At 63.2% G+C, this 14,128-nt stretch carries 16 protein-coding genes; 13 read left to right on the forward strand and 3 right to left on the reverse strand.

What is annotated here, in order from left to right:
- The first annotated feature begins 9 nt into the window (after positions 1–9).
- From ACIP6G_RS07515 to ACIP6G_RS07535, 5 genes are read left to right on the forward strand one after another with little or no spacing between them, the layout of a single operon-like run.
- Positions 10–585: a hypothetical protein gene (locus tag ACIP6G_RS07515; RefSeq protein ID WP_365942769.1), complete on the forward strand. Its 576-nt coding sequence runs from the start codon at positions 10–12 to the stop codon at positions 583–585.
- Complete coding sequence (locus tag ACIP6G_RS07520; RefSeq protein ID WP_400289412.1) at positions 582–1,151, forward strand: signal peptidase I; 570 nt, start codon at positions 582–584, stop codon at positions 1,149–1,151. The genes ACIP6G_RS07515 and ACIP6G_RS07520 overlap by 4 nt, the downstream gene beginning before the upstream one ends.
- The gene (locus tag ACIP6G_RS07525; RefSeq protein ID WP_365942767.1) at positions 1,148–1,834 is read left to right on the forward strand and encodes a hypothetical protein; all 687 of its coding nucleotides are present in this window, start codon (positions 1,148–1,150) and stop codon (positions 1,832–1,834) included. Before ACIP6G_RS07520 ends, ACIP6G_RS07525 begins: the two co-directional genes overlap by 4 nt.
- Complete coding sequence (locus tag ACIP6G_RS07530; protein WP_332489202.1) at positions 1,831–2,406, forward strand: hypothetical protein; 576 nt, start codon at positions 1,831–1,833, stop codon at positions 2,404–2,406. Before ACIP6G_RS07525 ends, ACIP6G_RS07530 begins: the two co-directional genes overlap by 4 nt.
- Position 2,407: 1 nt before the next feature.
- The gene (locus ACIP6G_RS07535; protein ID WP_365942766.1) at positions 2,408–3,538 is read left to right on the forward strand and encodes a signal peptidase I; all 1,131 of its coding nucleotides are present in this window, start codon (positions 2,408–2,410) and stop codon (positions 3,536–3,538) included.
- Here the strand turns inward: ACIP6G_RS07535 and ACIP6G_RS07540 are convergent.
- On the reverse strand, positions 3,535–4,140 hold the full coding sequence (locus ACIP6G_RS07540; RefSeq protein WP_365942765.1) for a TetR/AcrR family transcriptional regulator: 606 nt from the start codon (positions 4,138–4,140) through the stop codon (positions 3,535–3,537). The genes ACIP6G_RS07535 and ACIP6G_RS07540 overlap by 4 nt on opposite strands.
- A 140-nt stretch (positions 4,141–4,280) precedes the next feature.
- On the opposite strand from ACIP6G_RS07540, the gene ACIP6G_RS07545 reads away from it, so the two are divergent.
- Positions 4,281–5,258 carry a nitrilase-related carbon-nitrogen hydrolase gene (locus ACIP6G_RS07545; protein ID WP_365942764.1) on the forward strand — a complete coding sequence of 326 codons (978 nt, stop codon included), beginning with the start codon at positions 4,281–4,283 and terminating at the stop codon, positions 5,256–5,258.
- The gene (locus ACIP6G_RS07550) at positions 5,251–6,282 is read left to right on the forward strand and encodes an agmatine deiminase family protein (RefSeq protein WP_365942763.1); all 1,032 of its coding nucleotides are present in this window, start codon (positions 5,251–5,253) and stop codon (positions 6,280–6,282) included. Before ACIP6G_RS07545 ends, ACIP6G_RS07550 begins: the two co-directional genes overlap by 8 nt.
- 4 nt (positions 6,283–6,286) lie before the next feature.
- Here ACIP6G_RS07550 and ACIP6G_RS07555 read toward each other — a convergent pair whose 3' ends face one another.
- On the reverse strand, positions 6,287–7,462 hold the full coding sequence (locus ACIP6G_RS07555) for an FAD-dependent oxidoreductase (protein WP_365942762.1): 1,176 nt from the start codon (positions 7,460–7,462) through the stop codon (positions 6,287–6,289).
- A gap of 101 nt (positions 7,463–7,563) precedes the next feature.
- On the opposite strand from ACIP6G_RS07555, the gene ACIP6G_RS07560 reads away from it, so the two are divergent.
- The 3 genes from ACIP6G_RS07560 to ACIP6G_RS07570 all read left to right on the forward strand — a co-directional run bounded on the left by ACIP6G_RS07560 (position 7,564) and on the right by ACIP6G_RS07570 (position 10,275).
- Positions 7,564–8,301 carry a sulfite exporter TauE/SafE family protein gene (locus tag ACIP6G_RS07560; protein ID WP_365942761.1) on the forward strand — a complete coding sequence of 246 codons (738 nt, stop codon included), beginning with the start codon at positions 7,564–7,566 and terminating at the stop codon, positions 8,299–8,301.
- Between the two features lie 78 nt (positions 8,302–8,379).
- Positions 8,380–9,543: a hypothetical protein gene (locus tag ACIP6G_RS07565; protein WP_365942760.1), complete on the forward strand. Its 1,164-nt coding sequence runs from the start codon at positions 8,380–8,382 to the stop codon at positions 9,541–9,543.
- 69 nt (positions 9,544–9,612) lie between these two features.
- Positions 9,613–10,275, forward strand: coding sequence for a GPP34 family phosphoprotein (locus ACIP6G_RS07570; protein ID WP_365942759.1), 663 nt, complete (start codon positions 9,613–9,615; stop codon positions 10,273–10,275).
- A gap of 39 nt (positions 10,276–10,314) precedes the next feature.
- On the opposite strand, the gene ACIP6G_RS07575 is transcribed toward ACIP6G_RS07570, so the two are convergent.
- Entirely contained in the window at positions 10,315–10,980 is a 666-nt protein-coding gene (locus tag ACIP6G_RS07575) for a GntR family transcriptional regulator (protein WP_105656154.1), read from the reverse strand.
- Between the two features lie 167 nt (positions 10,981–11,147).
- Here ACIP6G_RS07575 and ACIP6G_RS07580 point away from each other — a divergent pair, with 167 nt between their 5' ends.
- From ACIP6G_RS07580 to ACIP6G_RS07590, 3 genes are read left to right on the forward strand one after another with little or no spacing between them, the layout of a single operon-like run.
- Complete coding sequence (locus tag ACIP6G_RS07580) at positions 11,148–12,269, forward strand: type III polyketide synthase (protein ID WP_365942758.1); 1,122 nt, start codon at positions 11,148–11,150, stop codon at positions 12,267–12,269.
- The gene (locus ACIP6G_RS07585; protein WP_400289417.1) at positions 12,254–12,982 is read left to right on the forward strand and encodes a methyltransferase domain-containing protein; all 729 of its coding nucleotides are present in this window, start codon (positions 12,254–12,256) and stop codon (positions 12,980–12,982) included. The genes ACIP6G_RS07580 and ACIP6G_RS07585 overlap by 16 nt, the downstream gene beginning before the upstream one ends.
- Positions 12,975–14,108 carry an NAD(P)/FAD-dependent oxidoreductase gene (locus ACIP6G_RS07590; protein ID WP_365942756.1) on the forward strand — a complete coding sequence of 378 codons (1,134 nt, stop codon included), beginning with the start codon at positions 12,975–12,977 and terminating at the stop codon, positions 14,106–14,108. The genes ACIP6G_RS07585 and ACIP6G_RS07590 overlap by 8 nt, the downstream gene beginning before the upstream one ends.
- The last annotated feature ends 20 nt before the right edge of the window (positions 14,109–14,128 follow it).

Below are 14,128 nucleotides of genomic sequence, written 5' to 3' on the forward strand. Positions count from 1 at the left end.
GGCTGGTGCATGCCCAAACCCTTGAAGTTCGCCATAGTCGCGGTTGTGCTCTTGCTGCTGGGTATCAGCGCGCAAGGCACGGCCGCAACTTGGCGCGCCGAAAGCACGGTGGATCCGCCAGCCTTGAAAACCGGTTCGCTGGCATTGCTGGCCGGTGGCGAAACCGAGCACCAGTTCGCGAAGCTGTCCGGCAGCGAGCTGATCCCCGGGGCGTTTACGCAAGCACCACTGGTGATCAGCAATGCTGGCACTGTGGACTTGACCTATCAGCTGGATGGGGCGGTCAATGCGACCGCTTCGCCGACTGCCGCTGATCGTGCCCTGTCCAGCGTTTTGCAACTGAGCATCTATTCCGGCATGGACCAAGCGGCCTGCGAAGCCGACCAGCCGTTGGCCGGGGAACGGCTGTATGCCGGGCCGCTGGGATCCACCGCCTCCTTCGCAGCTGCCAGGGTGCTGCGCGCCGCGCCGGCGATGGCGAATGAGGCCTTGTGCATTCGTGTTTCGGTTCCCTCCGGGGCACCTCAAACGGCTTCCGGTGGGAAAGTAGCGCTCAAGCTGGGGTTCGCGGGGCAGCAACGATGACAATTGGGAATCGCGTCCGGCGCAGGGAACAGCAGGAACGCACAGGGATCCGGTGGTGGTGCGGTCAGGTGCTTTCCTGGCTCGTGCTGTTCATCGTCCTTGCCCTGATTGCCGTCATGATCCTGGTTCCGAAATTGGGCGGGGCGACGGCGTATACCGTGCTCACCGGATCCATGCGGCCGCATTTGCCGCCCGGTACTTTGGTGGTGGTGAAGCCGATTGACCCACAGCACCTTCGCATTGGCGAGGTTGCCACCTACCAGCTGGAATCAGGTGAGCCTGAAGTCGTTACGCACCGTGTTTCCGCTATCGGCGCGAGCCTGGGCGGGGAAGAACAATTCATTTTCCGCGGGGATGCAAACAATGCCGATGACGAGCCGGTGCAACCCGAACAGATCCGGGGCAAGCTCTGGTATTCCGTGCCGCTCCTGGGATACGTGAACAGCGCTCTGTCACTCCAGCAGAGAACGTGGCTGACCTGGATCGCAACGAGCGGATTGATCGTGTATTCGCTGGTGATGTTCGGCGGGGCATGGCGTGAACGGCAGGGGAAAGGGCATCGATGAAGCTCCGTTTTCTTGCAGCCAGTGCGGCCCTGACGGCCGTGATTCCCTGCGCGGCACTCGGCCTGGCACTGCCCGCATCAGCCGCGGAAACTGACCAGGGCCTAAGCTACAGCTTGGACGGCCGGGTCTATTCCGATGCCCCACCGCAGGTATTTGGAGGAGCCCCGGTCTTGGCGCCGGGCGTTGAATCCACAGGATCCTTGTGGATTCGCAATGACCGGGAGTCGGATATCGAAGTCCGCATCCGGACGATCGAGCCCGCTGCGTCAACCAGGATCTATTTCGAAACAGCCGGAGCCACGGTAGTCCGGTTGGAACCGGACAAAGCCGCGGAATTCGGACTGAGGGTCGGACTGCCCTGGTCGGCGAAAAATGAGTCGGAGGACCAGCAGGTGCCTTCGTTGCAGGTGCGCATCGACGCCGTCGAATTAGCAGGCGGAGATGGGCAAGCTCCGGATTCTTCGCGGCCGCCTGACGAAGGGGATTCGCCCGACAGTGATGCGCCGAGAGAAGAGCTGCCCCAATCGGATCCTCCCGAGCAGCATGATGGGCTCGGAGATACCGGGTTCCGCGGTGCGGCGCTGCTTGCGGCGGCAGGCATCGCGGGTATCGGGGGATTATCGTTGCTTGCTGCGCAACGCAGGAAACAAAAGGAACTTGAAACGGACGGAGTGGAAGAATGAGCGACCGTTCAATGCGCATCAAGGCAATTCTGTCCTTGGGCATCCTCGTAGGATTCGGCACCGTCTCGACGCTGGCCTCATGGACCGGACAAGCGACAGCTACCTCGAACGTCAGCACGGCCACCGTTGCCCTGGGAGTTGGAGCTACTGCGACCAGCGCAACCTCGGCCAGCTACCAGATGCCCATCAGCGGCAATAACCTGTTTCCGGGCTCGACATCGGCATCCGTCGTGACAGTAAAGAACACCGGTTCCATCTCGGCGCCCTATGTTTTCGGCGGAAGAATCACCGAATCGGGCAACGCTGCGCTGGGGGCGGCACTCAATATCGTTGTAAAAACAGGCGCCACGGTCAGCGGCACCGGCTCCAGCGTTACTTGCTCGGGCGGAACCACGCTGCTGTCGAAGAACGCTGGATCCCAGTTCGGCAGTGCCTCGGCCGCCAGGCCCTTGGCCGCCGGCAGCAGCGAAACCCTGTGCGTGCAGTACTCGCTGCCAGTAACCGCGGCCAATACCCTGCAGGGCGCCACGACGGCAATCACCCTGGACTTCACCTCGACGGTGGGTTCATGAGATGAAGTTGAATCGAACTGGACCCCGCACAGGATCTTCGCTGACGCTGTTCCAGCGCCTCGTGCTAAACGCCTGCGCCGCGGCCGGGACCCTGTGCCTGGTCATGGCGGTGCTGGCGTTGGCTTTCGGGATCAAGCCCCTGGTTTTCGCCTCGGGATCAATGGGACCGGGCATCCCCACTGGTTCGCTGGGTCTGGCTGTTCCGACCGCGGTAGAGGACGCCGCCATAGGCGACGTGGTTTCGGTGGTGATCAGTGACGAAGTGCGGGTGACGCACCGGGTTGTCGAAAAGACGGACGCGGGGCTGATCCTCAAGGGTGATGCCAATCCCGTCGCGGACCTGCAACCGTATGCGGTGGACAGCGTCGACAAGCTGCTGGCCAGTGTACCGGTCCTGGGCTACGTCGTATCGTGGCTGTCCCAGCCATGGGCCTATTCTCTCGGCGGACTGCTGTGCGCCTACCTGCTCTATGTCGCGTTCATCAAGAGGGATGGTGGAAGCGGCCGACTTTCATCCGGGCAGGGCGTGAATGAGGCCGAAATGGACCCAGGCCCTTTTGCTGGTCGCGAGCATCAAGCCACTGAATTTCGGGTATCCGGAGCTAGTCGGGAATCCATGTCGCAACGATCTCGGCGACGGACCCTGATTCAGATGGCTGGCATGTTTTCAATGCTCACGTTGTGCCTTTTGCCGATTCAAATCGAACAAACCCAGGCAGCTTTCTCCAGCCAAGCGGCGGCTTCCGCCACGGCTACTGCGCTCACGGCTCTGCCCCCAGCCAACGCTAAATGCACAGGCAATGTCGGGGACCAGCAAACCATCCGATTCGATTGGTCAGTTTCCGGACCAGAACCAACGTCCTATACCATCACCGGACAACTCAATGGCAGCTCGACGGTAAAGACAGAGTCGCTTGCTGGCAACACGCGAAGCTACACGACATCCCTGTCTTCGAGCCAGGGTCTACTGGGTGCCCTGCTGGATTTGCTCGTAGGCTTCGACAGAAAATTCACGGTGGCGATCAGGGCGAATTACGGATCATGGAGTTCAGCCCCCGTGAGCTTTACTCAAATTCATGGCAGCGCCGGACTTCTGGGCATCAACAAGCGTTTAACCTGCCAACCGCACTAGTCTGGCAGCGAATATAGACCATTGATAATCAGATCAAGGCCCACCGCAAAGGTCTTTGACGCCCGGTCCTCGTCGCCCAGGGCAGTGGCCAGTGACTCGCTGAAAGCGCGTGTCGACTCTCCGTCGATTTCCCATACATTCTCGGGTGCCGCCGCGTCCAAGGCGGATCCGAGCACAAAGGAGTCGACGATCGTGATGGCCTGCAGCCGCCGCTTCGGTTCGAACCCGGCCATAGCGAAGGCCTCGGCCAGTGCATCGTAGACGCGCAGCGTGGTGTTGTCGCGGACTGTGTGGCTGGTGAGCAGCGGGAGCAGCCGTGGGTGCCTTGAATACGACTCCCAGTAGGACGTGGAAATTTGCCGTACGATCTCCTGCCAGTCGCTGGAAGCATTATCTGGCAGGCTGATCGCCGACATGGCCCGGCCTCTCATCAGCTCGATGATCTCATCCTTGCCGGACACGTGGTTGTACAGGGACGAAGCGGAGACCGAGAGGGCCTTGGCCAATTGCGGAAGCGTGAACTCGCCATGGGCGTCGACGAGCTTGAGTGCGGCATCGGCGATCGCGGCGGTGCTGAGCTTCGGCTTGGAAGGCCTGGCCATGAATTCTCCCGTTGTTGAAGGTTCTGGGTAGAGCTTACACAAATAAACGAAAGTCATTCGTTAAATCTCTTGCGTCGAGGGCTTTGCTGGACCTAATCTGTAAACGAATACCATTCGTTTAATATCTGAAGGGGAGCCCAATGCAAGAGATCCTGGCCCTTGAACCACCCGTTTCCCCAGCGCGTGCCGAAGCCAAGTCGCGCGGCGAGATCACCATTGCGCTGGTGCAGCACCGCTGGCGTGAAGACCCGCGGGAACTGCGCGGGGAACTGAAGGACGGCATTGCCCGCGCGGCCAAGCATGGCGCGCGCATCGTCTTCCTCCCGGAATTGACCCTGGGCAAATATCCGGCCTTCGAGATCCCGGACGCCGACGCCGCGGACGAGACCGCCGAGGATCTGGAGAACGGGCCGACCGTGGCCTTCGCCCGCGAGATGGCCGCGAAGTACAACCTGCACGTGCACATCTCGCTGTTCCGCAAGGCTCCGGCCGCCGACGGGTTGGGATTGAACACCGCAGTGGTTCTTTCCCCGCAGGGCCGGATCGTCGCGCTGACCAACAAGCTGCATATTCCGCGGACCGCAGGCTACTACGAGGACAAATACTTCCGCGAAGGGCCCAATGACGAGCCCTATCCGGTGCACCGCATCGCGGCGCTCGGGGACCTGGCCATGGGCCTGCCCACCTGCTGGGATGAATGGTTCAGCGAGCCGCCGCGCATCTATTCGCTGGCCGGAGCGGACCTGCTGGCCTATCCCACCGCAATCGGTTCCGAGCCGGACCACCCGGACTTCGACACCGAGCCGCTGTGGCGCCAGACCATCATCGGCAACGGCATTGCCAACGGGCTGTTCATGGTTGTCCCCAACCGGTGGGGCGACGAGGGAGCACTGGACTTCTACGGTTCGTCATTCATCTCGGACCCCTACGGCCGCATCCTGGCCCGCGCCCCGCGCGATGCCTCAGCGGTGCTCGTGGCCACCTTGGACCTGGACGCCCGGCGCGACTGGCTGGCGCTCTTCCCATTCCTGCGCACCCGCCGTCCCGATACCTACGCGGCGCTGGCGGCGCCGCGCGAAAACGCCCAGCTGGGAGAACGGACGCAGACCCATGCCTGAGTTGCGCATGCCGGCAGAAACCGAAGCCCATGAGCGCATCTTCATGGCATTTCCCTCCGGCGGCTACACGCTGGGAGAAACCGAAGCGCAGGCCGAAGCGGCCCGCGCCGCCTGGAGCGCCGTGGCCCGGGCGGTCAGCGCTTTCACCCCGGTCACGATGGTGGTGGACCCGGCCAGCGAAGCCGCAGCCCGGCGCCATCTGGGCGATGCGGTCGCCTACTGCCTGCACCCGCTGGACGATGCCTGGATGCGCGATTCCGGCCCGAGCTTCGTGCGCACCGCACAAGGCCAGCTCAAGGCGGTGAACTGGAACTTCAACGGCTGGGGCGCGCAGAGCTGGGCATCCTGGGACAAGGACCGACTGGTGGCGGGCCATGTCGCGCGCCTTGCCGGGGCAGAGGAGATCCGGGCGTCGATCACCAATGAGGGCGGCGGGATCCACGTGGACGGCGAGGGAACGGTGCTGGCCACGCGCAGCGTCCAGCTGGATCCGGGGCGCAACCCGGGCAAGACCGAGAAGGACATCGAGGACGAGTTCGCCCGGCTGCTCGGAACCCGGAAGACCGTTTGGCTCGATCGCGGGCTGAGCCGCGACAACGAGGAATTCGGCACGCGCGGCCACGTGGACATCGTCGCCTGCTTCGCCCGGCCCGGTGTGGTGCTCTACCACGACCAGCAGGATCCTCGGCACCCGGACTACGCGATTTCGCAGGCGGTGCGCGAACGGCTTGAGCAATCAACCGACGCGCAGGGACGGGCGCTGGAGCTCATTGCCGTGCCGGCACCGACGGTGCTGCGCGATGCCGAAGGCTGGGTGGACTATTCCTACATCAACCACCTGGTGACCAACGGCGGGGTCATCGCCTGCAGCTTCGATGATCCCAACGACCACCAGGCCGCGAGCATCCTGGCTGCGGCCTATCCCGGACGGGAAGTGACCAGCGTGGATGCGCGCGAGCTGTTCGCCCGCGGCGGCGGCATCCACTGCATCACCCAGCAGCTGCCCGCCACCGAACGGGGATAGGCGCCTAGCCCAGGCCGACCGCGCGGCGGCGTTCCAGGAAGACCGGTTTCGCCGCCGTGCGGGTTGCGGAGAACAAGGGTTCGGCCGCACGCCGGCCCAGGGCCAGGTCGGCCAGGTATTCGCCGATGGCGGGCACGAATTTGAAGCCGTGCCCGCTGAATCCCGCGCCGACGGTGACCGGCCCCAGCGAATCGAGGATGAAGTGCTCGTCCTCGGTGTTGGCGTAGGTGCAGGACACCGTTTCGTAGCGCGAGGGATCCGCTCCCGGAAGCCAGCGTGCCGCGTAGTCCTGCAGTCCGCGCAGCTGTTCGTCGCTGGCCTGGTGCGGCCGGTGCTCCGGATCGATGATCCGTCCGGAACCATGCCAGCCCACCTTGATGCCTTCCCCCGGGGTGCGCATGCCGTAGATGGGACCGAAGACGCGTGATCCGATATTCCGCGCCGGATCCAGGGTGTGGTTGAACCCCGGCCAGTGCGCCGGCAGGTCCTTCTGCGCGAAATGCACCGGGTGCTCTTCGGTGACGTGGATGGCAGGAAGCTTGAGCGCATCGCCCAGCAGCAGCCCGGTCCAAGCCCCCGCGGCGACGATGGCATGGCGGGCACGGATGGCCGACATGGTGCCCTGGTGCTGGACTTGCACTTCGACACGGTCATCGGCAAGCACCTCCAATCCGGTCACCCGGTGCCCGTATTCCATGGCAGCCCCGTGCGCGACGGCCAGCTTCTGCAGCGAAGCTACCGCAAGATCGGCATTGATCTGGCCGCCGGCGGGGATATGCAGGACTTCGGTCTCGAACTTCATTCCCGCGAAACGCTCTTCGGCCGCAGCGATGCTCAGCAGCTCGCTGCCGAATCCTGCTTGGGCGAGGCTCTGGTGCATTGCCCGTTGTTCGGCAACGATTCCGTGATTGACCAATCCGGTGCGCTCCAGCAGCGGAGTGCCGGCTTGCTCGGAAAGCGAATCCCACAAAGCATCGGAACGCTGCAACAGGCGAAGATACTCCGGTTCGGTGTAAGCAGGATTGAAGTTGCGGGTTGCTCCGTGCGAGGCGCCCTCCATATGGCCCGGGGCAAAGCGTTCCAGCAGGAGGACCTCGTGCCCGGCAGATGCCAGGGACCACGCGGCCGCCGAGCCCATCGCGCCGCCGCCGATAATCAGGAAATCTACGTCATTGCTCACCTCTACAGCGTAAAACTCCAAATGAAGCGGGCTCCATTCAATTGACTCATTGGCCGTGGACTAACGTAATAGAGGATGGGAATCGGGAAAGCGGAGGCAGCGTGCAACTAGTGGCGGTAATCGGCTTGGCAGCCGCGGTATTCGTGGGCGCCTCCACGCAACGAATCTCCGGAATGGGGTTCGCACTGGTCTCCTCGCCCTTCCTGGTCATGGTCTTGGGACCCCATGATGGAGTCATGCTGGTCAACCTGCTCGGCGCCTGCAGCAGTTTGCTGATCTTTGCGCAGGTCTTCCGTCAGGTCGAGTACCGGAAGGTCGCCTTCATGCTCATACCGGCCATGCTCATGACCGTTCCCGGAGCTTGGCTGGCGAACTCGCTGGAGGGTCCATGGCTTTCCATCGGCATATCGTTCATGGTGATCCTGGCACTGGTTTCGAGTTTCATGATTCGAAATCTAGCGCTGGCCCAAAGCAAGGGATTGGCCATCGGCGCCGGGGCAGTTTCCGGATTCATGTCGGTGACCGCCGGTGTTTCCGGCCCGGCCATCGCGGGATACGCTGTGGCCAGCCGCTGGCCGCAGGCGCAATTCGCCATCTCCGTGCAGCTCTACTTCCTGGTGCTGTCGCTGACGTCCCTGGCCGCCAAGGGCGGCATGCCTCAACTGGATTGGCAGCAGTGGGGTGCCTGTCTTGGTGCGATGGTGCTGGGCATCTTGCTGGGCAATTACCTGGCTCCGAGGATCCCGCAAAAATTCAGTCGCGCATTCGTGATACTGATTGCCTTCGGCGGTGCCGTGAGCCTGATGGCCAGCGGCTTGGTCGACTTGGCCTCCCACTAGCGCAGTGCGCTGCTGCGCGGTGTGCGGCGGCGCCGCGGGCGGTACACGTTTTTCAATGAAAATGAGAGAATGTACTCCGTGCATTCCCAATATCCCGATGTAACTCTCAGCAAACGAGTCAGCGAGCTAGACATTGAGCGCCGTGCCCTGTGGGCCGGCCTGTTCTGTTCCCTATTCGGGTTGGTTGTGGGGCTCATTATCTTCGCCGGCGAGCGTCCGCCGCTCTTTGGCGATCTGTCCGTGGGCATCGTCTCCGCCGTTTGCGGTGCAGTCTCGGCCGGAACCAGCAGCGCCTATGCTTTCCGTTCGATGCTGAGGGCACGGGAACCGTGGCTGAAGAAGATTCCCAAATGGCGCCAGATCGTCACAGCCCTGGGTCTCGTATTGGTGCACGTAGCCAGTTCTGTCATGATCCTGCTGGTGGTCTTCCACTTGTTCCAGCAGGCCTTCTACGGGTTGCATTTGGATGTGCTTGCAGGCGCGTTGGCAGTCAGCGTCGCCACGGGCATCTCCGCCTACCTGTCCTTGGAAGCAACCGCGCGCATCAACGCGGAATCACTTTCCGTGGTGCTGGGCATCTTCATGGGCGCCGGGGTGCTGATCAGCATGCTGCTGGCCGAAGACCAGGGCTGGTGGCAGAGCATGTTCTCTTCGCTGGGAACCACGCAGGCCGGCATGGGCTCGTTCTGGACCTTCAACCTCACGCTGGTGATTTCCGGCTTGGTGCTGGCGGCCTTCACCGAGTTCCTGACCCGCGACCTGGTCCGCCTGGCCCAGTCCTACCGTTGCCGCCCGGCGCTGGAAAGGTACAGGATTGCACGAATGGTGCGTCCCCGGCCGCGGCTCGTGCGCTGGTGCCTGCTGATTGTTTCGGTGGGCATTATCGGCATTGGCCTGGTCCCCTTCGATCTGTCCATGGAAGTGCATTCGGCCTTCGTGCAGCTGGTCTTGGCGGCCATGATCTTCTTGCTGCTGGGCACCATCGTGCTGCTGCCTGGCTACCCTGCGGTATTCCATATGCTCTCCTACGCAGCCATTGGTGCGATCTGGGCGGCCTTCCAGCTGTGGACCGAATGGTCGTACTACAACCTGACCGGTTTCGAGCTTTCGGTCGTGGCCATCATGTTCAGCTGGATCTCGGTATTCATCCGCACCACGTCGGCGATGACCCAGGACCGTTCCGAACCCCGCACCACCCATTCGCCGTCCGAAGTTGCCAAGGCGAAGAAGTCCGCGGCCTAGGGCGGCCGAGCCTGAATATCCGTCGGAAGGCTGAAGAATTTCGCCTCCGCAGGCCGGTAGCCTGAAAATATGTTGATTGCGGAAAAGCTCTACTTGCTAATGGCCGATGACTCCGAAAAGCCGGAGACAGTTGTATCAGCTACGGGATACGGCATGAATGCTGCCATCATCACCGACTTGATGATCGCTGGGCGTGTGGCATTGAGCGAGGATCAGCATCGGCAGATCCAACTCATCGGTGCCGGCCCTTGCCCGGATCCAGTTCTCGCCGCGCCATTGGAAAAGCTGGAAAAGAGAGGCAATCTGAGCCTCGACGAAGCGGTGAAGATCAATTCTTTGTGCGATGCCCGCTCGCTGACCGATTCCTTGGCCAAGGGCGGGATTATCGAATACGGTGAACGCACACTGCTGGGCTTGGGCAAACAGCGGGTCCGCATCATCAACCAACAGATCCAGCGCCAGATCCGGACCGATTTGCAGGGCGCCCTGCACGGGCAGAAGATCCCGGGAACCAGCGACACCACCGTGCTCGCGATCTTGCAGGCGATAGGCCTGGTGAACGATGTGCTGGAAGAAGAGCTCGCACCCATGACGGGAAGCCAAGCGCAGTCCCGGATTGCGGAACTCGCACAGGATTCACCAGCAGCCGACTCCGCGCAACGGGCAGTAGCAGCGATGAACGCCGCCATCGTTACCCAGCGCGTCATTCCGCCCGCGCCTGGCAAGAAATAGCTGGACGGCGCTCGAAAGGAAAGACTACTGCGCGATGATTCAGCGCAGGGTGCTCAATCCCGCATCCATGACCACCTGGATAGTGGAACGGTAATGGCTATTGAGCAGTTCACCGAGCAGGGCTGCATTACGATCCAAGGCGGCATCCAGGATTTCCTGGTGCTCCTTTTCAACGTTGCGCTTGCCTGCGGCCTTCGACGGGGCAGCCCAGCGGCGGTACAGCTCGGTGAAGTTCGAAAGGTCGGCAGAGAGCTTGAGCATCGGCTGGCAATCGCACGGTACCAGCAGTGCATGGTGGAATTCGCGGTGCGCCTCGGACCATGCGGGGTTGACGGTGCCGGGTTCCTCCGGCAAACGCCGCGGGGTGCGCGAAAGCTTGTGGTGGGCTGCGATCAAGTTCGATTCCCACGCGACATCTCCGCGCTCCACCGCCAAGCGGGCGGCCAGTGCCTCGGTGGAACACCGCAGTTCGGTGATATCCGCCAGTTCGCGCAGGTTCAGATCCGGCACGAAGAAACCGCGGTTTGGACGGATGACCACCAGGTTTTCCCCCGCTAGCCGGGTCAGCGATTCGCGGATCACGGTGGTGCTGGTCTCGAACTGCTCTGCCAAAGTGGTTGGTTGAAGGCGGTCGCCGGGGGACCAGAAGCCATCAAGGATGGTTCGGCGGATACCCTCCAGGGAATGAACTGATGCCTTTGCCAAGATGACCTCTTCATGCGTGATCGATTAAATCTGATGTTAATAACAATAATCATATTCTTCGCAGGGGATAGATAATCCACGCGCACGGCGGAACAGAATACCCGGGCTATTGCTGGTAATTCGCCAAAGTTGTTTACCTTCCGCCGCATCGGTCCTAGGCTCGGGTCATGTCAGTGAAGATCCGCACGATTCAAACCGCAGTTCCCGCGACGACCCTGGCCCAGGAAGAGATCCGCGATGTCTTCGCCAGCCAGCCGAACCTGAGCCGGCTGGGTGAAAGGCTCATCGCCACCTCGTTCAACTCCGCCGCGATCAGCACCAGGTACAGCTGCGTCGATGAATTCGACCTCTCCCTGCCCGAACCCGAAACTCCGCTGTTCTACGACCGGGTTGAAGGCCGGTTGCTCTCCCCGAGCACCGCCGAACGCAACGGCATCTATGCGAAGCAGGCCAGCGCGCTGTTCACGAACGCCGCGAAAAAGGCCCTCGACGCCTGCCCGGACCTTGCCCCGGAAGATATCACCCACGTCATAACCGTCTCCTGCACCGGGTTCTACAACCCGGGCCCGGACTACCAGATCGTGCGGGCGCTGGGGCTGGCACCGAGCACCGTGCGCCACCACCTTGGTTTCATGGGATGCTACGCGGCGTTCCCCGCCCTGCGCGCGGCCCGCGACTTCTGCCTGGCCGATCCTCAAGCCACCGTGCTGGTGGTCTGCGCCGAGCTGTGCACGTTGCATGTGCACAGCTCCAATGACCCGGACACCATCATGGGTTCGGCCATCTTCGCCGACGGGGCCGCGGCGGTGATCGTCTCGGCGCAGGGCAGCGGGCTGCTGCAAATGGACGGCTTCGAAACCGTGCTCACCCCGGTGGGCGAGGAGGCCATGGCCTGGAATATCGGCGACCACGGATTCGAGATGGTGCTGGGCACCTACGTTCCGCACATCATCGACGAGCACATCACCGGGGCGCTGCAGCCGCTCTTGGCCAAGGACGCCGACCCGGAACTCTCTGTGGACCGGATCCAGCATTGGGGTCTGCACCCCGGGGGCCGGGCCATCCTGGACCGGGTGCAAAACCGGCTGGGCCTGGATGACCAGCAGCTGGTGCCAGCCCGCGCGATCCTGGATCGCTACGGGAACATGTCCAGCGCCACGGTGCTATTCGTGCTCAAGGAAATCCTGGAAGCGGCCGCTGCGGACGAGGGCGAAAGGGTCTGCTCCATGGCATTCGGTCCGGGGCTGACGGTGGAATCCGGGCTGTTCACCATATGCCGGCAAGGATAATGCTCCGGCTGGCGCGGGCAGCGGAAGCCATCGAGGAAATGGACCGCCCGGATTGCGACCCGGTGCTGCTGCGCCGCACCTACGCGCAGTTCCCTCTGGTGAACCGGGTAGTAGCCGGCTGGCGGGGCAATTACGTGCAGTACATCCGCCCGTTGCTGGCGCGCCGGGTCCGGGCCAGGATACTGGACGTGGGCTGCGGGGGAGGAGACATTGCGGCGAATCTGGCGCGCTGGGCGCTCGCCGACGGGTTCGAGGTGGCAGTGTGCGGTATCGACCCGGATCCCCGGGCCATCTCCTACGCCCGGCAAGCGCTGCAACGCTGCAAGCTGCCGCGCGGGGTGCTGGAATTCCGGGAAACGACCAGCACCCGGCTAGCGGCCGACGGCGAGCAGTTCGACCTGGTGCTCTCCAACCACCTGCTGCACCATCTGGGTACGGACCAGCTGCGCCAGTTGCAGGACGAGACCGAGCAATTGTGCACCGGGATCGGGTTGCACAGCGATATCAGGCGCTCCCCGGTGGCGCTGGGGCTGTTCGGGCTGGCGACCTTGCCGTTGGCAGGCAGTTCGCTGATCCGGCGCGATGGCCTGACCTCCATTCGGCGCAGCTTCGTGCCGGGGGAACTGAGGCCATTGCTCCGCCCTGGTTGGGAGGTGCGCACGCAGCGGCCCTACCGCAACCTGCTGCTCTGGGAAGCTGGCGGCCGTGGATGACGCCGCGATCATCGGGGCCGGACCGGTAGGACTGGCCCTGGCCATAGAGCTCGCCCAAAGCGGGCGTACCGTTCGGGTCTTCGAGCAGCGCAGCGCACCGGTAGCCCACTCGCGCGCGATCGGCCTGCACCCTCCAGCGCAAGAAGTCCTGGCGCGACTCGGCGTGGGACCGGCGGCGCAGCGCGGCGGGGTGCAGATCCGCGGCGGACTGGGAATCTCGCGCGGGCGGAGCATCGCTTCGATGGATTTCTCCACTATTGGCGGCCAGTATCCCTATGTGCTGTCCTTGCCGCAGCAGGACACCGAGCAATTGCTGCGCGAGCGCTTGGAACAGCTGGCACCGGGGTCATTGATGATGGACTGCGCTTTCGAGCAGGTTCTTAAGCAGTCAGAGCAGGCGGTGGAATTTGCCGCTGGCGGCGTGGTTCACCGGGCCCGGTGGCTGGCCGGAGCCGACGGGGTCCGTTCCGCGGTCCGCAGGGATCTCGGCGTGGGCTTTGCCGGAAGGGACCATCGGGACCGCTACCTGATGGGGGACTTCCCGGAGACCACTGGACTGGCGCACACTGCCGCGCTTTTCCTGCATCAGCAGGGGATTGTCGAATCCTTCCCGCTGCCCGCTGCGCGGCGGCGCTGGGTGGTGCGCGTCGAGCAAACGCAGGTCGATGATTCGCCGGGCATGCTGGCCGAGACCATCTTGGACCGCACCGGATACCTTCTTGACGCCGAGGCCTGCACGATGACCAGCAATTTCGGCACTGCCACCCGGATGGTGCCCTCGATGGTCCATGGGCGCGTGGTGCTGCTGGGCGATGCGGCCCACCAGATCAGCCCGATCGGTGGGCAGGGGCTGAGCTTGGGGCTGGCTGATGCGCAGGCGGTGGCGCAGCTCATTGCTGCCAGAGCACCCATGGGAGCACTGGATGATCGCCGGCTCGGGGCAGCGCGCAGTGCGGCCCGGCGTGCGCAGGTGAACATGCTGTTGGGCCGTGCCCTGCCGCGCTGGGCTGTCCCGCTGCGGGATTCGGCGATGTCCCGGCTGGCCTCCAGTGCCTGGCTGCATGAGAAGGTGGCGCGCGACTTCACGATGACCGGTCCCGGACAGCGTTCGGTTCCCGTCGTATGACGAAATGGCAACGTTTCGAA

The organism is Glutamicibacter sp. NPDC088483 (genome assembly GCF_044753145.1).
In the GTDB taxonomy this organism is placed as follows: Bacteria; Actinomycetota; Actinomycetes; order Actinomycetales; family Micrococcaceae; genus Glutamicibacter.

Bases quoted from the DNA above. Each gene is read 5' to 3' on its own strand.
- ACIP6G_RS07515 (WP_365942769.1), top strand. From the start codon at position 10: ATGCCCAAACCCTTGAAGTTCGCCATAGTCGCGGTTGTGCTCTTGCTG.
- ACIP6G_RS07520 (WP_400289412.1), top strand. From the start codon at position 582: ATGACAATTGGGAATCGCGTCCGGCGCAGGGAACAGCAGGAACGCACA.
- ACIP6G_RS07525 (WP_365942767.1), top strand. From the start codon at position 1,148: ATGAAGCTCCGTTTTCTTGCAGCCAGTGCGGCCCTGACGGCCGTGATT.
- ACIP6G_RS07530 (WP_332489202.1), top strand. From the start codon at position 1,831: ATGAGCGACCGTTCAATGCGCATCAAGGCAATTCTGTCCTTGGGCATC.
- ACIP6G_RS07535 (WP_365942766.1), top strand. From the start codon at position 2,408: ATGAAGTTGAATCGAACTGGACCCCGCACAGGATCTTCGCTGACGCTG.
- ACIP6G_RS07540 (WP_365942765.1), bottom strand. From the start codon at position 4,140: ATGGCCAGGCCTTCCAAGCCGAAGCTCAGCACCGCCGCGATCGCCGAT.
- ACIP6G_RS07545 (WP_365942764.1), top strand. From the start codon at position 4,281: ATGCAAGAGATCCTGGCCCTTGAACCACCCGTTTCCCCAGCGCGTGCC.
- ACIP6G_RS07550 (WP_365942763.1), top strand. From the start codon at position 5,251: ATGCCTGAGTTGCGCATGCCGGCAGAAACCGAAGCCCATGAGCGCATC.
- ACIP6G_RS07570 (WP_365942759.1), top strand. From the start codon at position 9,613: ATGTTGATTGCGGAAAAGCTCTACTTGCTAATGGCCGATGACTCCGAA.
- ACIP6G_RS07580 (WP_365942758.1), top strand. From the start codon at position 11,148: ATGTCAGTGAAGATCCGCACGATTCAAACCGCAGTTCCCGCGACGACC.
- ACIP6G_RS07585 (WP_400289417.1), top strand. From the start codon at position 12,254: ATGCCGGCAAGGATAATGCTCCGGCTGGCGCGGGCAGCGGAAGCCATC.